General features: G+C 43.5%; 11 protein-coding genes and 1 pseudogene. 6 read left to right on the top strand and 6 right to left on the bottom strand.

Features of this window, described 5'->3' with window-relative positions:
* Window positions 1–665: 665 nt before the first annotated feature.
* The 3 genes and pseudogenes from FN961_RS02760 (at window position 666) to FN961_RS02770 (ending at window position 6,802) form a co-directional block, all read left to right on the top strand.
* Window positions 666–2,816 carry a bifunctional 2',3'-cyclic-nucleotide 2'-phosphodiesterase/3'-nucleotidase gene (locus FN961_RS02760; protein WP_143563010.1) on the top strand — a complete coding sequence of 717 codons (2,151 nt, stop codon included), beginning with the start codon at window positions 666–668 and terminating at the stop codon, window positions 2,814–2,816.
* Window positions 2,817–3,167: 351 nt separating this feature from the next.
* Window positions 3,168–4,152: pseudogene (locus FN961_RS02765) on the top strand (nuclease-related domain-containing protein).
* Window positions 4,153–4,207: 55 nt separating this feature from the next.
* Window positions 4,208–6,802, top strand: a complete 2,595-nt coding sequence (locus FN961_RS02770) for an AAA family ATPase (RefSeq protein ID WP_143563011.1) — start codon at window positions 4,208–4,210, stop codon at window positions 6,800–6,802.
* Window positions 6,803–7,252: 450 nt separating this feature from the next.
* Here FN961_RS02770 and groL read toward each other — a convergent pair whose 3' ends face one another.
* Both groL and FN961_RS02780 read right to left on the bottom strand, forming a co-directional pair.
* Window positions 7,253–8,905, bottom strand: coding sequence for a chaperonin GroEL (groL, locus tag FN961_RS02775; protein ID WP_143563012.1), 1,653 nt, complete (start codon window positions 8,903–8,905; stop codon window positions 7,253–7,255).
* Between the two features lie 83 nt (window positions 8,906–8,988).
* Complete coding sequence (locus FN961_RS02780) at window positions 8,989–9,279, bottom strand: co-chaperone GroES (protein WP_143563013.1); 291 nt, start codon at window positions 9,277–9,279, stop codon at window positions 8,989–8,991.
* Window positions 9,280–9,510: 231 nt separating this feature from the next.
* Here FN961_RS02780 and FN961_RS02785 point away from each other — a divergent pair, with 231 nt between their 5' ends.
* Genes FN961_RS02785 through FN961_RS02795 form a run of 3 tightly spaced genes read left to right on the top strand, consistent with a single transcriptional unit; the run spans window position 9,511 to window position 11,958 of the window.
* Window positions 9,511–10,866 carry an MATE family efflux transporter gene (locus FN961_RS02785; protein ID WP_143563014.1) on the top strand — a complete coding sequence of 452 codons (1,356 nt, stop codon included), beginning with the start codon at window positions 9,511–9,513 and terminating at the stop codon, window positions 10,864–10,866.
* A 44-nt stretch (window positions 10,867–10,910) separates the two neighbouring features.
* Window positions 10,911–11,567: a Qnr family pentapeptide repeat protein gene (locus FN961_RS02790; RefSeq protein ID WP_143563015.1), complete on the top strand. Its 657-nt coding sequence runs from the start codon at window positions 10,911–10,913 to the stop codon at window positions 11,565–11,567.
* Window positions 11,568–11,607: 40 nt separating this feature from the next.
* Window positions 11,608–11,958, top strand: a complete 351-nt coding sequence (locus FN961_RS02795) for a hypothetical protein (protein ID WP_143563016.1) — start codon at window positions 11,608–11,610, stop codon at window positions 11,956–11,958.
* A gap of 77 nt (window positions 11,959–12,035) precedes the next feature.
* On the opposite strand, the gene FN961_RS02800 is transcribed toward FN961_RS02795, so the two are convergent.
* From FN961_RS02800 to FN961_RS02815, 4 genes are all read right to left on the bottom strand, one after another.
* The gene (locus tag FN961_RS02800; RefSeq protein ID WP_143563017.1) at window positions 12,036–12,341 is read right to left on the bottom strand and encodes a hypothetical protein; all 306 of its coding nucleotides are present in this window, start codon (window positions 12,339–12,341) and stop codon (window positions 12,036–12,038) included.
* Between the two features lie 264 nt (window positions 12,342–12,605).
* Complete coding sequence (locus tag FN961_RS02805) at window positions 12,606–15,011, bottom strand: zinc-dependent metalloprotease (RefSeq protein ID WP_143563018.1); 2,406 nt, start codon at window positions 15,009–15,011, stop codon at window positions 12,606–12,608.
* A 240-nt stretch (window positions 15,012–15,251) separates the two neighbouring features.
* Entirely contained in the window at window positions 15,252–18,959 is a 3,708-nt protein-coding gene (locus FN961_RS02810) for a response regulator (RefSeq protein ID WP_143563019.1), read from the bottom strand.
* A gap of 324 nt (window positions 18,960–19,283) precedes the next feature.
* Window positions 19,284–20,678: a PhoH family protein gene (locus FN961_RS02815; RefSeq protein ID WP_143563020.1), complete on the bottom strand. Its 1,395-nt coding sequence runs from the start codon at window positions 20,676–20,678 to the stop codon at window positions 19,284–19,286.
* Window positions 20,679–20,801 lie beyond the last annotated feature (123 nt).

Raw genomic sequence — 20,801 nt, forward strand, 5'->3', positions numbered from 1 at the left:
TTTAGTTTTTAGTCAAAATTGTTCTATTTAGATCATTAAATATCAACAAGATATATCATTACTAACTAATTCAGGAGATCAGTGTTCAAGACGTGCTTTGCTAAGATATAAATATTACCAAACCACAGCGATTAATAGTAATAGCCTAATCGTGTCGTGAGCTAGTTTATTGTTTCTAATTAGTTTAAATGCTGATTTAATTTTAGCGTTCTATTTTATGAACTATGTTTTGATTTTGCATGTATGTTTATATGACGTTTACTTATGAACGCAATCGCAACCATTGTGACAAAAAATAACTAAAGGTTTTATTTTTGTGTAACTAAACGATGTTTGGTTGTGTAGTTGTAGTTGGGCTTGAGCTGAAAAATATGGCTAGATTTGATTATTCACCGTCTGTTATACCTTTATATTTATTACATTTTTTAATTTTATTACTTAATTTCCTTTTACTGTTAATTTCTTCTTCATTTTAATTGTTAACGGCTATTTTAAGAAATACATTGTTCACTTTACTTCGTTACTTTTTTTATTTAATTTGCCTGCGAATTTATTGATATTAAGCATTACAGCTTGATATTCCCTACTTCATTTAAGAGTTCACTACCGGGATCTTAAGTGATGATGACTTTAATAAAAAATAATAAAATGGTTTTGGAGTGAACATGAAATTGAGTACTAAAAAGCTTCTGCTTGTCTCAAGCATTGCTGCAGCATTAGTGGGTTGTAACAGCTCATCAGACAACAATGATAACGTGAACAATAGCACTATCAGCGTTCGTTTGATGGAAACCACTGACATCCATACAAACGTAATGCCATACAACTACTTTGTCAGCAAAGAAGCCAACGAAACCAAGTTACCTGAATGGGGCTTAGCACGTACCTCTTTGGTTATCGAAGCGACACGTGATGAAGTTCAAAATAGCATGCTGTTTGATAATGGCGATTTGATCCAAGGTAGCCCGATGGGCGACTATATGGCTTCGCTTGGTACTGAGCACGTTAAAGAGAATACCCATCCTGTTTACAAAGCAATGAACCAATTGCAATACGATGCCGCTAACTTAGGTAACCATGAATTTAACTACGGTCTTGAGTTCCTTGATGAGTCACTTAAAGGTTCAAAATTCCCGTATGTGAGTGCCAACGTATGGAAAGTTGATAACTCGCTAGAGAAAGTCAGCAATGCAGCTGAAGAGTGTGAAGTTCGCATCACTGAAGAGTTCTATGACACAGCTGAACACAGATATCAGCCATACGTGATCTTAGATCGTGAATTCCAAAGCAGTAACGGTGATTACCACACCATTAAAGTCGGTGTCATTGGCTTTACCCCACCAAATATTATGGGTTGGGATGCATCATTACTAAAATGTAATGTCATGGTGTCTGATATCAAGAAAACAGCTGAACATTATGTGCCTAAAATGAAAGCAGAAGGCGCAGACATTATTGTTGCCATTCCTCACTCAGGCTTAAATGATAATGACAATGAGTTTGCTGAAAACGCAACATTACACCTTGCCTATGTAGATGATATTGATGCAATCATGTTTGGCCATGACCATCGTGAGTTCCCAAATACAACGGGTGAATACGGTGAAATTGAAGGTGTAGATGCAAAGCTTGGATTAATTAATGGTGTTCCAGCTGTTATGCCAGGTTTCTGGGGTGCTAAGTTAGGCGTTATTGATTTAACGCTAACAACTAAAGATGACGGAAAAAGCTGGGCTGTTGACCATACTAAATCAACTTCAGAGCTGCGTTCACTAGTACCAAACGGCTCAGACCAAATCATCGAAGATTTAGTGGCAGATGAGCATCAAGGCACGATTGATTACATGTCTACCTCTATTGCTTCAATCGATGTGAACATGAACAGTTTCTTCCCACAAGTGGTACCTGATTTGTCTATTCAGGTCGTTAACGAAGCCCAACTGCATCAGTTAATAAAGTGGAAAGAAGCAGGTGAATTTGCCAATGCATCTCAAGACGCTATCTTCTTGTCTGTTTCTGCGCCATTTAAGTCTGGTCGTAATGGTCCACAAGATTTCACTAACATTCAAGAAGGTGAGTTAACTAACGCATCTGTTGCTGATATCTATGTGTTTGATAACAATACACCAGCAGTGTTAAAGATGACTGGTTCTGATATGAAGAACTGGATTGAGTGGGTTAACTCGAATGCCTACAACAGCCTACCTTTAGCAGCTGGCGAACGATTCCTAAATGAATCATTCCCTGGTTATAACTTTGACGTATTCTTTGGTGGCTTTAGCCAATCAGGTGAAGGCTTACTTAAGTACACTGTTAACGTTGAAAATGAATCAAAGTACATCAATATTAATGGCTTTGAGCATGACGTGACAGAGAATAAGCAGGTAACAAACCTGACCTATAACGGCGTTGAAATTGCTGACGATGCTGAAATTTATGTCATCACTAACAACTACCGTGCATCTAATAAGAGCATGCCAGGTGTAGATAAAGCTGTTCTAGTTAAAGAAGAAGCTGCATTTAATAACCGTGAGTTAGTGCAATTCTACCTAGAAGATTCTCTAGCTGAGAACCAAGGCGATGCTTCATTGGCATTCCCTAATGCTGAAGTGTTCCAACTTGTAGCACCAAATACTAAGAGCGTTTGGTTTACATCGGCAACACTTGATGAAGCTTTCCGTTGTGTTGACAATGGAATCACTGGCCTTTCTACAGATAAAGAAGAAGGCACTAAAGCGGGCTCTGAAGGCTTTACTAAGTTCCACTTTAACTTTGACTACAACGGAGAGTTCAACTGTGCGGCTAAAGCTCAGTAATTTAAACGACTCTAAACCAAGTTAGCTTAAACGCTGTGATTAAACTAAACCCCCTACTTAGCAATAAGTAGGGGGTTTTATGTTTATATTCAGGCTGATGAGAGATGAAGTTATTAAATATGGCTCAGCCAATTTAAGTTCAAGAAAGACAGGGCAGCCATATCTTTATAAAATACATAACTAGGTATATTGATTCAATAGCTAAACAGGTAACAGTTAACCCAAGCTAAAACTCATTTATTTCAGTAGCTTTTTTACACAAAGGCCAGATAAAATACGTTCAATTATTATCAAGCTGCTAGCCCTCGCTAACCGAGAGAGTTAAAGCAGTTGAATGGATGCTGTTGATAAATGATTCTCAAGACGAAGCGACTTCAAAATACCAAAACACCGCAAACTGTGGCAGGTCAAAAACAGGAGCAGAACGTTGCCTTCTTTTTACGTCGAGCCTACAAAGACCATAAGCAAGTGCTGGTCATCAATGACTTTAAGTTCACTTTTAACGATGAAATAGCCCAGATTGACCACCTGATTATCTACCCTTACGGCTTTGTGTTGATCGAATCAAAAAGCATTAAAGGACATGTCAAAGTTAACAAACAAGGTGAATGGACTAGAAGTCATAGCAGTCAGTGGCAAGGAATGGCATCGCCCATCAAACAAGTGGAGTTGCAACAGGCTTTATTAAAAGAGCTACTACGCGCACATAAAAGCGAGATATTAAGTAAGTTACTCGGTATAAAACAGCAGGGATTCAACATGCGCTGTTGGGATCAACTCTGCGCCATCTCCAGCGATGCCGTTATCGACAGAAAAACTATGTCGGCAGCGGTCTCAGACAAACTAGTAAAGTCGGAGTTTCTAGTAGAAAAGCTCAACAAGATAATGAACTTAAAGAATAAGTTTTTACGCGTAGTCAACTTCACCGATACCCGCCCAGACTTCAATCCCGCAGAGCTAGACTCTATCGGCGTGTTTTTAATTGAGCAGCATATCGCACCTAAAACAGCATCCACTAAACCTGCACCAATCATCGCCGCCATGAAGAATGAGGCGCCCCCCCCCAAAAAAAACTCAAGTCAACCTACAAGCTCTAAATAACAAACAAACAACTCAAATCACTTTACGCTGTAAACATTGCGGAGAATCAACGAATTACAGCCCAATGTATGGCAAATTCGGCTATTACATACATTGCAATCAATGCACTAAAAACACGCCGATGAAACAAGCCTGCCCACAGTGCAGCAGTAAGAATACCAGAGTGAAGAAAAGCAAAGAGACCTACACCTTAAGCTGCCAAGAGTGTGGTTGGGGAACTGGGTTGATCTACTAACTTTCAGGTAAAGGGTTCTGCCCCGTTATCTCATAATTTAAATAGGCTTTTGAAAATGTCACAAGTTGCACAGGTTGTAGAATGGGTAAACCAAGACGGAAAGCCACTTTGGTGGCGTCACGCTATACGCTTAGCTTTAGGTCATGGAGAGATCAAACCTGAATTTGTTGATGTCTTATATAACCTTGCAAAGATGGAGTTTGGACTCTTACAAAAAGATGAGATCTACCCATCAAATATATCACCAGTGGGAGTAATGGGGTTCGGTGTTGAAGAACACCCTATAAATCTACTTTCTCTCGGTATGGTTCGGAACGTTTCATCTCTTGTACCAGACCAAAACCTAAACTTCGACCCTAATGGTTTAACAGTCGTCTATGGGGACAATGGTGCAGGTAAATCTAGCTATGCAAAAATCCTAAAAAGCGCGTGTCTAACTCGTGGCGATGTCCCTAATATTCTTACAAATGTTTTCAAACCATCAACTGAAAATCCTCAAGCTACACTGAGTTTTAGTACAGCAGGTAGCGCACCTACCCCCTTTATTTGGGAAAAGGATGGTGATGAAAGTCCAGAGTTAAAGTCCATTCGTATTTTTGATTCTAAGTCAGCAGTACATTACATATCCAAAGAAGATAGCGTTGAGTACAAACCAGCAGAACTCAAGTTACTTGATGAGCTAGTAAGTGTTTGTCTTGAGGTGAAAAGAAGACTTTTAGGTGAACAGAAGCATCATTCAGCACCGCACCCAATATTTGGATATAACCCATCGACTAAAGTTAATGCGTTTGTACAGTCACTAAATAATTTGCCTATTGCAGAATCAACAACAACTTTAGACTCTCACTGTGCAACAGATGAAGAAATAGCTCAAATAGAACCCTTAAAGCTAGAAATTGTCGAGTTAACAGGTAAAACGCCAGATCAATTAAAAAAGGAACTTGCAGGTAAGTACGGTCATCGAGAACCCCTATATAAATTCATTAATAATTTGGTATTTCAGCTTAGTGACGGCAACTTAAGCGAAATAGGACGATTGTATGATGAACAGAAATCCAAAGTCGCTGCGGCAGAAACCATAAGGAGAACGACTCTCACAGGTTTACCTATTGGGGGAATTGGTGCTGAAGTTTGGAAACAAATGTGGAGGCATGTTGAAGGTTTTATAACTAGTCAAAATGGTTCCTTCCCTCCAGTTGCAGGTGAGAATTGCCCGACTTGTTTACAGGTTATAGATACTGCAACAGCTGAACGTATGAAGGCATTCCACAATTACTTACAAGATCAGTCTCAAGTTGAAGCTCAAAAAGCAACTCAAGCATATCAAGCTCGTATACAGTTTATTCAAAACCTATCTTTCGATTTATCACCCTTCGCTGGAATTCTAACTGAAATCGAAGCCATAAAACCTGAAGTGATGGCCGCTTTAGGCGAACTGATGGGCCAACTAACCAAGCGCAGAGAATCTGTCCTAGCTACCACTCCATGTTTTATCCAGCCGCCGCTAATTCTTAGTGTACCAAGCTGGTTGAAAGCACAGTTGGATTCTCTCAAAGCTAAGATTGAAAGCGTGGCCGATGATGGTTCATTAGCTAGATCGCTTGCAGAAAAGAACTCACGACTGCTGGAGTTACAGGATAGACAAACAATACGCCAACAAAAACAATCCGTCTTAAATGAGATCAACAGACTTTACACTTTTCAGATGTTTCAAAATGCTATAGCTAGTGTTGTACTCACGAGAGTAACTTCGTTTACATCTGTACTTAGTAATGCAGGTGCAATAGGTCAGTTAAAAGGTGTATTTGAAAGCGAGTTGTCAGTATTAGGTTTTAAATCTTTTCCTGTCGAAACTAAAACTCGTGGTTCAGCAGGTGAGCAGAAGTTGAAGTTGGCTATTTCGAATATAACCTCTACAAAGATCTCAGATATAGCCAGTGAGGGTGAACAAAAATGTATTGCCTTGGCAGGCTTTATGTCCGAGTTAACAATCGATAATCGTAAGTCAGCAATTATCTTTGATGACCCTGTAAACTCACTAGACCACAAATGGCGTAGGTTGTTTGCAAAACGGATAGCCGTAGAATCTCTGCACCGTCAGGTAATTGTATTAACGCACGATTTACCATTTCTAGTCATGTTGAGAGAAGCAGCAACAGAGACTTCGTTTAACTTATTACATATTGCTAAGAGAGGCCCATATTCTGGTTTCCCTGTTGGCCGTCTACCATGGGATGTAACGTCCACAAGAGAACGAATAGCTTCCCTACGTCAGCAAGTTGATGTTCTAAGAGCATACTGTAAAGATTTAGAGAACTTCATAGAGGAAGACTATAAAGAGAAAGCTAGATACGTCTATGGGAAGTTGCGAACCACTTTAGAGCGACTCATTGAAGAGTGGCTAATTGGCGATATTGTTCAACGTTTCAGTAGAGATGTCCGAGTAACGATGATCGCTAAGCTGTTGAAAATTAGCGAGTCAGAAATAGCTTTTATTACTGCCATCTATGACAAATGTTGTTGCTTCCTTGATGCCCACGATAACCCAGCTAATGCAGGTGTAGTGCCTATGCCTGACATTGACGAACTAAATCAAGACATCGAAGATTTGGCTGCATTTTTTAAGGAAGTAAAAAATAGCAGAAAGTAACCTTATCATCACCTCACTAATCTTGAACGAAAAGTTCTAGCTTTTGTAAAGCGATTAGCCATTAAAAACCCGACACGGTTTCCAGTCTCGGGTTTTCTTTTTAGGTGTTGTTCTTATCTTTCAACCAAGAGCTCAGGCCTATGGGGTAGACGTTTTTACGTAGGATAAATCGCTTTAGAGCAAGGCTTTTTGGCGCGACGTGTAGTCTTTTGAGCTCTCAACTATTAAGAGCGGCAAAGGAGCGCAACCACTATCTCCTAAAAGCAAAAAGCCCCGATACTGTTAAGTATCGGGGCTTTCATTCATTTGGCTTTAAGCTTTTAGGCTATAGACCAGCAATGCATTTTACGCAGTATAAATCGAGTTAGAACAAGGCGCTTTACCACGACGTTTAGCTTTCTTAAACGAGTGGTGAAGCAACACAGTTATCACCGATTTAGGCTAGTAAAATTACATCATGCCGCCCATTCCACCCATACCGCCCATACCGCCACCCATGCCGCCCATATCACCAGCGCCATCTTCTTGTGGTGCATCACCAACCATTGCTTCGGTTGTGATCATTAGGCCTGCAATAGATGCTGCGAACTGTAGTGCACAACGGGTTACTTTAGTTGGGTCTAGGATACCCATCTCTAGCATGTCACCGTATGTGTCGTTACCTGCATTGTAACCGTAGTTACCAGTACCGATTTTAACGTTGTTAGCAACAACTGAACCTTCTTCACCCGCGTTAGTCGCGATTTGACGAAGTGGTGCTTCCATAGCGCGTAGTGCGATAATCACACCGTGCTTCTGGTCTTCATTGATAACCTCAACATCACCAATCTTGCTAGCAACACGTACCAGTGCAACACCACCACCAGCAACCACACCCTCTTCAACAGCAGCGCGAGTCGCGTGTAATGCATCTTCTACACGGGCTTTCTTCTCTTTCATTTCAACTTCAGTGGCTGCGCCAACTTTGATAACAGCTACGCCGCCAGCAAGTTTAGCCATACGCTCTTGAAGCTTCTCTTTGTCATAGTCAGATGTTGATTCATCAGCTTGAAGCTTGATTTGTGCAACACGTGATTGGATCTGCTCTTGCTCACCAGTACCGTCGATGATTGTAGTGTCATCTTTAGTGATGATAACGCGCTTAGCAGTACCAAGATCTTCTAGCGTGGCTTTTTCAAGTTCTAGACCAATCTCTTCAGCGATAACAGTACCGCCAGTTAAGATTGCGATATCTTGTAGCATCGCTTTACGACGATCACCGAAACCAGGTGCTTTAACAGCTGCGACTTTAACGATACCGCGCATGTTGTTCACAACTAGCGTCGCTAGTGCTTCGCCTTCAACGTCTTCTGCAACGATAAGCAGTGGCTTACCTGTTTTAGCTAGACCTTCAAGGATAGGTAGCAATTCGCGGATGTTAGAAATTTTCTTATCAACAAGTAGGATGAATGGACTTTCTAGCTCTACGCTACTGGTCTCAGGCTTGTTGATGAAGTATGGAGATAGGTAACCACGGTCAAACTGCATACCTTCAACGACGTCTAGTTCGTTTTCAAGTGCTTGACCTTCTTCTACAGTGATCACGCCAGCTTTACCGACTTTTTCCATTGCAGTTGCAATGATTTCGCCGATTGATTCGTCAGAGTTAGCTGAAATAGTCGCAACTTGTGCAATGGCTTTAGACTCTGAACACTCTTGAGATAGTTTTTTAAGCTCAGCAACTGCAGCGATAACCGCTTTGTCGATGCCGCGCTTAAGATCCATTGGGTTCATGCCAGCAGCAACAGCTTTTAGGCCTTCAGTTACGATAGCTTGAGCAAGTACGGTAGCAGTAGTTGTACCGTCACCCGCTGCGTCATTGGCTTTAGAAGCAACTTCTTTAACCATCTGTGCGCCCATGTTTTCGAACTTGTCTGCAAGTTCGATCTCTTTAGCGACAGATACACCATCTTTAGTGATTAGCGGAGCACCGAAGCTCTTGTCTAATACTACGTTACGACCTTTTGGGCCTAAGGTTACTTTAACTGCGTTTGCGAGTACGTTAACGCCTGCAAGCATTTTTACACGTGCATCGTTACCAAATAATACGTCTTTAGCTGCCATCTTTGATTGTCCTTTAATTCTTTTTTTAATTACCTGCGGCGTTGACCACCCCAGGCATTGGAAAAGTCTCTAAACGAAGTGATTTAGCTCACTACAGCCATTAGATCAGATTCTGAAAGAATCAGAACTTCTTCACCATCAATTTTTTCTTTCTTAACGCCGTAACCTTCGTTGAAGATAACGATGTCGCCCACTTTAACGTCAAGTGGTTGTACTGAACCATTTTCAAGAATTCGGCCATTGCCTACTGCAAGAACTTCACCACGAGTTGATTGCTCAGCAGCACTACCGGTAAGTACAATCCCACCCGCTGACTTTGATTCAACTTCAGAACGCTTAACTATGACACGATCATGTAATGGACGAATATTCATCTATGGATGCTCCTAATGATTTTTTAGCCCAACAAAGGTTGGCAAGTATAATAAATACAGTAAATAAAATTAAGTCAACTTTTTACTGCTTGACGTTCGATATATGGGGGTGATCTGGTTCAGAACCAAGGGCTTTACAAAAAAAAGTCCATTTTTTTTAACTTGGCTTTATAAATGCGAGGTCAATCCTGATAGAATTGCCCTCCTTCAGTAATAAGGCAAAACTTTCCCATGAGAGACAGACACGGGCTGCTTACTCAGCCAATTGGTCGTGTACTGCTAAATATGAGCCTACCGAACCTGATTGGTGTGTTAACCATTCTGGGGTTCAGTCTCGTCGACACGTTTTTTATCAGTCAATTAGGCACTGAATCTCTCGCGGCGATTAGCTTTACTTTTCCTGTTACTTTGGTCATTTCAAGCATCGCGATTGGCATAGGCGCCGGAGTCTCGACCAATTTAGGCCGACTTATCGGTAGCGGACAAGCCCCTAAAGCTAAGGTGTTCCTGCACGACTCTTTATTGCTGACCTTTATCTTAACCGGGTTTATCTCCTTGCTGGGCAGTCTGTGTATCGAGCCGCTGTTTAGCCTACTTGGGGCTAATGACTCAAGTCTGCCGTTAATCCATGACTATATGTTCATTTGGTATTTCGGTGCGCCCTTATTAGTGATGTTAATGGTGGGCAACCAAGGCCTACGTGCCACTGGCGATACTAAGTCACCCGCTAAAATCATGATGCTAGCGGCACTGATCAATTTGATTTTAGATCCTCTGCTTATTTTCGGCATAGGGCCGTTTCCTCGCTTAGAGATAGAAGGCGCGGCGATTGCCACGGTGATCTCTTGGATGGTCGCCCTGTCGCTATCGGGTTATCTGTTGATATTTAAACGCCATCTGGTGGAGTTTGCTGGCTTCAATATCACTCGACTTCGACATAACTGGAAAAAGCTCGCCCATATTGCTCAGCCAGCGGCCTTGATGAACCTGATGAATCCACTGGCCAATGCCATGATTATGGCCATGCTAGCCCGTATCGACCACGGTGCTGTGGCAGCGTTTGGCGCCGGAACACGTTTAGAGTCGGTACTGTTGGTGGTTGTGATGGCCCTTTCGTCCAGCTTAGTGCCTTTTATCGCGCAAAATTTAGGGGCCGGTCAAACTGACAGAGCCCGTGAAGCTCTGTTGTTATCGCTTAAATTTGTACTGATTTTTCAAACCTTGCTCTATCTGCCGCTGTATTTCTTTGCTGGTACCATTGCCCAGCTTTTCAGCAGCGATCCTCAGGTAGTTGAGTGGTTAACCTTTTATATTATTATGCTGCCAGTGGCTTATGGCCCATTGGGCGTGGTGATTTTGTTGGCCACCTCACTTAATGCTTATCACAGACCCATGTGCTCACTGGTATTGAATCTGTGTCGTCTGTTCTTAGTCATGCTGCCATTGGCCGCTTTAGGCTCATATTTAGGCGGCGTAAAAGGCTTGCTACTGGCACTGCCAATTACCAATACCGCACTCGGCATCGCCTGTTATATATTGGCAACGAAGATCTCTGAACCTGTAAAAACCGAACCATCATTGGCATAAAAATATCCACCAGCCAACAATCGTCAATTCAGCAAGGAAATAGTATGCAGGCCAGTCATCAAGTATTCATAGACACTAGCTTCAGCGAAGACGATCTGCAAGATGCTATCTTTGAAGACTGTCAGTTTTATCGCTGTGACTTTGGCCGCGCGGATCTAAGTGATGCCAGTTTTATTCAATGTAAATTCGTCGAACAAGGCGATGACCAAGGTTGTCGGTTTAACTACGCCACCTTAACCAACACCAGCTTTAAACAGTGCAACTTGAGCATGGCCAGCTTCACTGGCGCTAAGTGTTTTGGCATTGAGCTTCGGGAGTGTAACCTGCAGGGAGCCGATTTTGGCCGCGCCAGTTTTGCCAACCATATCACCCACAAAACCTTCTTCTGCTCGGCCTACATTACCGCCTGCAATCTGGCTTACGCTAACTTCGAAGGGGCACTGCTGGAAAAATGTGAACTGATGGACAATCGCTGGCGTGGGGCTAACTTATTAGGGTCTTCGATGAAGGGCTCTGATCTCAGCGGTGGTGACTTTTCCCAATCGCAATGGGGCACATTTGAATTATCGGGCTGTAACTTATGCCGTATTGAACTTGATGGGCTTGACCCTCGTAATGTAAAGCTTGAAGGGGTGATGATAAACCAGTGGCAGCAAGAGCTACTGCTAGCACCACTGGGTCTTATTATTACAACTGATTGATAGCTGCTCAGTAATAACTGAGCATGAAAATGGAAACCCTATGAATAAAGCAATGAAAGCCGCCCTTATCTCCGCTTTTGTCTGTCCCGGCGGTGGTCATTTTTATCTAAAGCGCTATAACACGGGCACGTTACTCTCAACTGTCACTCTCGGGGCCTTAGTTTACCTGCTTGTTCAAGCGGTTGCGCGAGCCCAAGATATCTCAGATAAGATTGCCAATGGACAGATCCCGTTAGATCTTAGCGTCATCTACCCACTTATCACTCAGCAACCCGCCGCCGAGCAAGCGCTTTATAATAACATTGCCACTTTCGCATTAATTATCTCTTGGCTAGTCGGTGTCATCGATGCGTACTGGCTGGGTGCCATTGCAGATAAAGCTGAAAACTAACACTCTAACAAACTCAAAAGGGGCCAAACATAGCTATGTTTGGCCCCTTTTAATTTCAGGACGGGACACGCGTTAAATCAACAGCCGTGCTTTAAGGATGAAGTCTTTGAAAAATCATGTTGAGTTGAAGGCAAACTGACCTTGTACAGGTGAGCGGGCTGATTTTTTGGAAATTGGTATTCATTGCTCGCTGCTGCTGTTTTAGAAAAATCGTGTCGGCTGGATGACTGAACTAACTGATTTCCCGACGCTGCTTTATTTTTGGAAAAGTCATAGCTGGCTTTCGCCGCAGCCGTTTTAGAAAAATCAGGCTTCTCAGCCAAAGCTGATGTAGATGCAAAGGCAAGTACTGCAGACAAGGTCACGCTGGTTAACAACTTCATGTAGAACTCCAATCTTATTGACCACAAATTATTAACACCACTTTAACGCAAATTTGCCCTGCGGTGAATGTGCGAGTCCCATTTCATACAAAGTGTTACATGACCTATAATGTAAAATTCAATATAAACAGATGGTTGAACTTATGCGGAATAATGAGAGTGAGCAATGAAGTGTTATAAGATCGCAGAGATAAGGAAAGAAACCAGAGTCGAGCGACGAGTTACTCGGCTCTAGTGTTTTATTTAATCATATTTATGCCTGTATCAGATTGGCGATCCAGGTGGCATGGTTAACGGCTCAGATATCAGTTTGAATTCAGGCTCCTTCATCCCTTCTTCAACACCTTCGGCTAACCAGGCAAAGTGTGCAGCCTCATAGGCGCTAACACGTTTAACCTTACGCTTTAACTGCTTGAGTGTTGCAGCTAAGCGACCAGCTAACTGTGCTTTCACTTCAGGACGCGTTTGCTTGTTGTGATAGGCAGACAGTAATTCATCAAGAAGAACGGTATTCACTCGCATCCAAACACCGAGTTCTGCTCCCGTTGGAATATCTTCATACAAAGTGGCGCCGAGCAGTTTATCGACTAAGTCAGGCACCGAAATCTGTTCTTTATCATTCAGGTAAGCTTGATTAACACGGTTTAAACGCTCAGATGTAAACAGCTGCGATAGCGTATGTCGGCTCAAGACTTCAGCCATGCCCAAGGGATCGTTGATAACCCCTAAGCCAGAATCAAAACTCTCACGACTGTTTCGATAGTTGCCCGACTTAGGCACCAAGGCTTCCTGCAGAGATTGCGATATCACCAATTGCTCTGGGGATAAGGTCGTCAGTAATGCTTCTAGCGCATCAAGTTGCAGTTGTGGTGCCAAATAGTGCCAGGCTTCGCCATCCACCCCTTCGCCATAACTGTAATCTGTGCCACCAATGAACTTCGCAGCAGCTTCTATCTGGTAACGGGTCAGTAGATAGATAGGCACAAAAATGTCACTCAGCTCACCAGAGGGCTGGTTTTTAAGCAGAGCAAGCTGAGAGAAATCATTGATGGCTTTAGCGCGTACCTCTCCCAAGCGAACCAGTTCAGCTACGGGATCGCTGCCATTGTCCCACAAACTCGCATAGGCATTACTGGCACTCTTAGCGCGGGAATCTGCTTCGCCGATATAACGTAGCCCTTCACTTTGCGCCTGCTTTATCAATGCTGGCAACTGAGCCGATTCTTCTTTTGCATCTGTGTATTCGCCGTAACCATATTCAACGATATAGCGATCCCATGCCCCCACACCGATGTCATAAGGCGCTGAGATATCAATGTTGCCATCGACTAAGGCTATTTTGGGATGGGGATAATCCATCACAGAGGCATTGTCATTTGTTGATGCAGCGAAGTTATGATCAAAACCTAAGGTGTGACCCACTTCATGAGCCGAGAGCTGACGAATGCGATCCAAAGAGAGCTTCATTGCCGCATCTTCTGCAGCGGCTCTGTCTTCCCACCCAGCGGTTAAACCACGGGCGATCAAATGATCCTGACGCACACGCTGGCTGCCTAAAGTGACATGGCCTTTGATGATCTCGCCTGTTCTAGGATCGGTCACTGCGCTGCCATAAGACCAACCGCGAGTCGCACGATGCACCCATTGGATCATGTTGTAACGTACATCTTGTGGATCGGCATCTTCAGGAAGCAATTCAACTTTAAAACCATTGATGAAACCTGCTTGTGTAAACGCCTCCTCCCACCAGCTCGCGCCTTCGAGCAGAGCGCTGCGGATCGGTTCTGGCACACCGGGATCCAAATAATATGTAATAGGGGTCACCACCTCACTAGGCGCTGATCCAGGGGTGACTTTTTGCAGACGATGACGCAATAGATGACGTTGACGAATGTCTTCATTCACCTGCGTACCATAATCCAAATATTCGTCTGAGAGGTAACCACTCATAGGATGGTAATCTCGTGGAACGTAACCTTCATCGGGTAACTGAATAAACGAGTAACGCACTCGAACCGACAAATGATTAGCATCTGGTGTTACTTGGGCGACATGATCACCGGCTTTTTTACTGTTAAATGACAGGAGTACATCGACATCGCTGTTACGCTCGAAAGACTTAACCCCTTCTGGAAGGATCAAGGAGCGATCGGCATCCAGTTGATAACTTCCCTGCTCTGTTGCTTCAAGTCTTGATGAGATCCCGTGCAGATCATTAATCACCAGATCGTTGATCGCCACTAGGTCGCGCTTTCCATCCAGAATTTTACCGCGCCACAATACCGATTCAGCGAAAGCCTCTTTTACAGCTCGCAGCTCTGCACTATTGTCGCTACTTGCTCGATACTGAGTATTGAGCTGTTTCAATATCAGATAAGGACCATGGCGTTCAAACTGCACTAAACGAGTGTAACCTAGCTGGCCTCGATCGAGTCCAATATCATTGGATCCAACACCGTGGGGTAAGCTGGTTAGTAATAGAAATGGCTGGTTAAGTTTGTCCACCTCAAGGTAGAGATCCCCTGAGGCATTAGCGTAATAAAGATTGGTAAAACCGGTAGCCGCCTGACTCTTTTTGATTAATGTGGCGGTATTGACTGGTGCTGCAATGACATTAACAACGGGCGCAGACATAAGGGCAACTGCCAGTGCAATATTAAAGGGCTTCATTTTATCTCCTTGAATAGGGTCACACAGCTTTTTTAAATTATTGTTTTCAGCTGTATTGTTAGATAGTTAGCGCCACCTAATAAATAGCAACATCATTAGGTAAGTCTGTATTTTGAATACTCCATGGTAACAGCAATCACCTCAGTCTCAAGTGCTATTATTTCCTTATCTCCTAAAGCAACAAAGGGGAGATATTCCTAAGAACACTCCCCTTTGATGGCGATATGAAAATCTGAGTTGCTAGCTCACCTGATCTTTCTGCTTAATCCAATAGCTTAATGTATCAAACAGTTCATTTAGCACAATTGGCTTAGTGATGTGCGCATTCATCCCCGCAGACAGACTCTTCTCTCTGTCACCCGACATCGCATGAGCGGTCATGGCAATAACAGGAAGTTCAGACTGACTGTAATGCTTACGCAACTCTCTGGTCGCTGTTAAGCCATCCATAACTGGCATCTGAATATCCATCAGAACGGCATCGTACTGTTTCTCTTCAATCATATCCAAAGCAATTTGGCCGTTATCAGCCACATCGACCTCATAGCCCGCGCTTTTTAGCAGCTCAGTTGCGACCTGCTGATTGATAAAGTTATCTTCGACTAGCAATACTTGCCCAGTGACCTCATCATCCACGGCCTCTGTGATTAACTCCTTCACTGGATTCAGTTTAGGTTTATCGATAAAGGCTGAGATAATTTCATCAAACAACGCCGAGGCTTTAAATGGCTTTTGCAGCATGGCGTAGATATCTGACTTCTCCACATCCTCTTTTAATGGCTCTGCGGCATAACCCGTCATCATGATGATAATTGGCCGTTTATCCAGACGGCCATCGGCTACCATACGGTCCAACTCTTCAATCACGGCGATACCATCCATCTCTGGCATCATCCAATCGAGCAATAACAAGTCAACCGAACTCTTACTGAGTTTATAAATCGCCTCGGAGCCACTAGCAGCAGTATCAACGTCGAATTTGAACCCTTGCATGATGGTCGAATAGATCTGCAATGCAGTCGGGTTATCGTCCACCACTAAAGTTTTAAGACTGCCTAACTTGTCAGGCACAATCATAGGTTTAACTTCAGCTTCTTCGGCGATCTCAAAGCTAATGGTAAAACTGAAGGTACTTCCTTCTCCCATCTCACTTTGCACTTGCATGGTGCCACCCATCATTGACACTAAGTGTTTACTGATAGAAAGCCCTAGACCTGTACCGCCGTACTTGCGCGTCGTCGAACCATCGGCCTGAGCAAAGGCATCGAACAAGCTTTCCTGCTGCTCTTTACTGATACCAATACCGGTATCGCGCACCCAAAACTTCAGCGTAATGCGATGATCTCGCTCTCCGACATCTTCACATCCCAACTCAATTTCACCACTTTGGGTAAATTTAACGGCATTGGAGAGCATGTTGATCAGCACCTGACCCAGACGCAAAGGGTCGCCTTCTAGAATCAAACCTGCAGTAACGGGGGCATAAAGCAGCAGTTCAACGCCCTTCTCTTGGGCTTTTAACGCGTTAAGATCCAAAGCATGATCAAGCACTTTATCTAACGGGAAGGAGACACGTTCTAGCTCCAACTTACCCGCTTCAATTTTAGAGAAATCAAGAATGTCATTGATGATTCTAAGCAGTGACTGAGCCGAGAAACCCGCCTTATCCAGATAATCCTCTTGTTGTGGAGTCAACGAGGTACGTTGTGCTAGCTGTAACATACCAATAATGGCGTTCATCGGCGTACGGATCTCGTGGCTCATGTTCGCCAGGAATTCACTCTTATACAGGTTCGCTGATTCTGCGTCCTGTTTGGCCTCAAGCATCACCACTTCGTTACTCTTATGGCGAGTAATATCCTTATGGGTGCCCACCATACGCTTAGGTTCATTATTGGCGGTAAACTCGACTACTCGTCCACGGGACAGTAGCCAATGGTATTCACCACTCTTGCCCTTCATTCTAAATTCGATGTCGAATGCGCCAATAGGATCTGACAAGTACTCCTCACGATACTCTTCAACACGAATACGATCGTCAGGGTGGATCAGTGAGTCTATGGTTGATACTAATGCCGGAAACTCATTACTTTTATAACCGAGCATTGAGTAGTAAGCCGGATTACAGATGATCTGTTCCGAGTCGAGATACCAATCCCACAAGCCATCTTCAACGGCGTCCATCGCCAAGTGATAACGCTCTTCTGACAGCCTTAATTGCTCGGCAGATTCATACTCACGCGTCACATCACGCCATACCGCAATCAAGCCGAGTAGTTCACCTCTGCGATTATAAAACGGTATTTTGAGGGTATCTAACAGAACAGGTTTACCCGCTAACTCGACCTTCTCTTGATAACGCAATGGCGTACGTTCAGACAGAACGCGTTCATCTTCTGCTTTGATCCGCACTGATTGCTCTTCGGAGGTGAGCTTGATGCTCTCCTGACCGATCATCTCGCTTTCGGTATAACCCAACATCCGCTCGGCAGACTTGTTACAGCCGAGGTATTTACCTTCTCGGTCTTTAAATACAATCGCTTCAGGAATGGAGTCGAGCAATGAACGTAATAGAGCATATTCGCGCTCACGACGTTCAGTGGTCTCTTTAAGTCGCTCAGTACGCCTTGCCACCAATTTATCTAGACGACGATTTTGCTCGGCAAGGTGACGAGTATACTGCTGGTTCTCTTCAAAAATTCGACTCACGAGTTGAAACCAAGGCTCCCAACCTAAAGTCATCTTCTCAGGCGGTTTTCTTGGTGCTTGTGAGCACCCCTCAAGGTGAGTCAGCAGTTGAGATGCGGGGTTGACGAAGGAACGACGAGTCTGCCAGTGAACAATGGTCACCAATATAGACAAGGCCAATACCACTAAAATAAACGTCAGCTCCAACTTTTCCCACGAGTCTTTAAACAGCGCATCTTCTCTTTGCAGATATAGGAGGCGCCAAGGCACATTCTGCAAAGCCACTGAATTGATATAGTAACCGTTACGAATTACCCCTTCATGGGCATCGAACAGTTCAGACTCGGGCAGTGAATGCAGCTCAGAAGGGATCTTCTGGCTGATATGATAGACGCGTCCCATATCGGTACTGTCATCACCACTATGGGAGAGAATATTGTTCTTTTGATCCAGCAGAATCACCGTGCCAGGCATCTTAAAATAGAGACGAATCTGTCTCGCAAGCGATGACAGAGTCATGTCCAAATTAATCGAACCGATAAACTCATCTTGTAGGTAGATAGGCACACCCAAGGTGGTTAGCAGCTCTTTATTATTGGGATCGACATAGGCAGGGCTCCAAAACACACTACGTTGTGGGTTCATTGCTGGAGTCGCTAACTGAAATTGATTTTTATTGAGTAGTTCTTCACGAAATCGTTGTTCATCAGCAGGCCAAGGATAATAAGACATGATCCTGCGTTTTGAGATGTAGTAGATAGAGGAGGCTTTGGGTGCTGCTTCAGTCGCAACAGGGAAAGAGAGTGACAGCTCGAACAACATCTCAAGCTCTTGATAGAATTTATCACTGCGCCCATTAAGCGAACCCGCACCAGTGATGCGACCCATGTTAGTAAAAGGCTCACCGGTTTTGGCGTAACTGGGCTCTAAGGTAAAATATTGGCCACTTTCATTAAACTTTTCATACTGGGGTAATCTGTCGGTACGAACCAATTCACCGAGCTTTAAATGATCGATAGCAACGTTACGCAGACTTTTTACCGCACGAATACTGGACTCTAATAGCAGATCAACTTGCAGAACATGACGCTCAACTTGCTCCTCTCTCTTGTCCAACAACTGATTTTTTTCACGCTCAAAGAAAAACCAAGCCGTGATCAAAGACATGATGATCACACCAATATAGGTATAAAAAACAGCGCGGTTATAGTTTTTCTGTATCGGTGACTTCAGTTGAAGATCCGGCTCAGTCGGTTTCATTGTTGACCCTTGAGTAACACAACGCACTCGGGCATCTGCCTGCCAGAGCTATAAAATTCAATATAAATATCAATTGATATATAGTATCAGGAAGATAGGTGAATGGAACACACAATATTCCTGATACTTGTTAACCGAGCGATCGGTGTAGAAAAGCCTAATGCCGTTTGTTAAAGCGTTAATGAATCCGTTACCTAAACACGACAAACTGGATAAAAATGATACATCAGTGTATACCCACCAATATCATGCCTAATCAATAGAAAGTAAAAAGGCCTCTACGAGTCTAAAAGTCAGAGGCCTAATCAAAGAGTTTAAAGAGGGTTAGAGATTCTCTTCGGCAAACTCCGCGAGGCGAGAACGAACCACGCCATTAAGATAAATATTTGCACTTCCTTCGAAGTTTTTAAACCGCTCAACAATATAAGTTAAGCCAGATGTGACTGCGGTGAGGTAGTTGGTATCAATCTGAGCTAAGTTACCGCTACAGATTAATTTAGTCCCCTCTCCCATCCGGGTGATCATGGTCTTAATCTGAGATGCTGTCAGATTTTGACACTCATCGAGGATGACCACCGAGTTCTGAATCGAGCGACCACGCATAAAGTTAATCGACTTAAACTGAATATTGGCCTTATCCATGATGTAGTTCATGCTACCACTCGGATTGACATCATTTTTATGCAGCACCTCTAAGGTATCAGTGATAGCTGCAAGCCAAGGTGCCATTTTCTCCTCTTCGGTACCGGGTAAAAAGCCAATAGATTCAGCAATTTCAGGGGTGTTACGGGTCACGATAATCTTATCGTATAAGCCACGTTCTACCACCATTTCAAGCGCGGCAGCTATTGCTAAGAGTGTTTTACCACACCCAGCAGGGCCCGTTAATATGACCAGATCAATGTCCGGATCCAGCAAGGCTTGCATTGCCATACCTTGATAGATATTTTTTGGACGGATCCCCCAAGCATCGAGATTTAACAACCTGTCTTTACCCAAATCAAGTAAATGCAGATCTGTATCCGTTTTCTCCGTTATACGGCTACAAAAGTTGGAATCCTTATCCATTAGGTATTGGTTTACATAAAAATTCTCTTCACCTACCTCTGAGATAGGCACGGTATGTACGGTATGACGCCCTAACGTTTCTGTTGTCACATGCTCTTTTCGTTGCCAAAAGTCACCATCAACTTGGTGGAAACCTTTAGTTAGGAAACGAATATCGTCGATCAGTTGATCCGTACGATAATCTTCGACCACTAATATGCCGGCACCTTTAGCTTTCAGGCGCATATTAATGTCTTTGGTGACAAGTACGACGGTGCGAGGTTGGTGGATTTGTTGTAGGTGTAGCGCAGTATTGATGATGCGATTATCGTTATTATCCCCGGGAAGGGATGCTTGTGTCATCTCAAGTTGATGGTCAGGGAAAATGGCTAATGATCCAGATGCATCCCCATGATCTTCACGCCTTGGTAGCTTTACGCCCTGAATTATCGCTTCAGGTGTGGTAGTTCCTCCGAGAATATCTTCTAATGCTCTGATTGCCACTCGAGCATCTCGACTTACATCTCTTTTTCTGTCCTTAATCTGATCCAGTTCTTCCAGAACGGTCATCGGGACTACTACATCGTGTTCCTTAAATGAATAAATGGCTAAAGGTTCATGTAGTAATACATTGGTATCCAGTACAAACAACTTTCTGTCGTCTTGTTCCATGGCGCCTCCATAATTTCCATTAAACTCTCGTTGAAATACGGGTCGATGCTCTCCTTGTTATGTAAGTAAAAAGATGTTCATTTATAGCCTAGCTATAATTCAAACCTACCTTAGCCTAAGCCA

The organism is Shewanella hanedai (assembly GCF_007197645.1).
GTDB lineage: Bacteria > Pseudomonadota > Gammaproteobacteria > Enterobacterales > Shewanellaceae > Shewanella > Shewanella hanedai.

Bases quoted from the DNA above. Each gene is read 5' to 3' on its own strand.
- FN961_RS02790 (WP_143563015.1), top strand. From the start codon at position 10,911: ATGCAGGCCAGTCATCAAGTATTCATAGACACTAGCTTCAGCGAAGAC.
- FN961_RS02770 (WP_143563011.1), top strand. From the start codon at position 4,208: ATGTCACAAGTTGCACAGGTTGTAGAATGGGTAAACCAAGACGGAAAG.
- FN961_RS02760 (WP_143563010.1), top strand. From the start codon at position 666: ATGAAATTGAGTACTAAAAAGCTTCTGCTTGTCTCAAGCATTGCTGCA.
- FN961_RS02800 (WP_143563017.1), bottom strand. From the start codon at position 12,341: ATGAAGTTGTTAACCAGCGTGACCTTGTCTGCAGTACTTGCCTTTGCA.
- FN961_RS02785 (WP_143563014.1), top strand. From the start codon at position 9,511: ATGAGAGACAGACACGGGCTGCTTACTCAGCCAATTGGTCGTGTACTG.
- FN961_RS02815 (WP_143563020.1), bottom strand. From the start codon at position 20,678: ATGGAACAAGACGACAGAAAGTTGTTTGTACTGGATACCAATGTATTA.
- groL (WP_143563012.1), bottom strand. From the start codon at position 8,905: ATGGCAGCTAAAGACGTATTATTTGGTAACGATGCACGTGTAAAAATG.
- FN961_RS02810 (WP_143563019.1), bottom strand. From the start codon at position 18,959: ATGAAACCGACTGAGCCGGATCTTCAACTGAAGTCACCGATACAGAAA.
- FN961_RS02805 (WP_143563018.1), bottom strand. From the start codon at position 15,011: ATGAAGCCCTTTAATATTGCACTGGCAGTTGCCCTTATGTCTGCGCCC.
- FN961_RS02795 (WP_143563016.1), top strand. From the start codon at position 11,608: ATGAATAAAGCAATGAAAGCCGCCCTTATCTCCGCTTTTGTCTGTCCC.
- FN961_RS02780 (WP_143563013.1), bottom strand. From the start codon at position 9,279: ATGAATATTCGTCCATTACATGATCGTGTCATAGTTAAGCGTTCTGAA.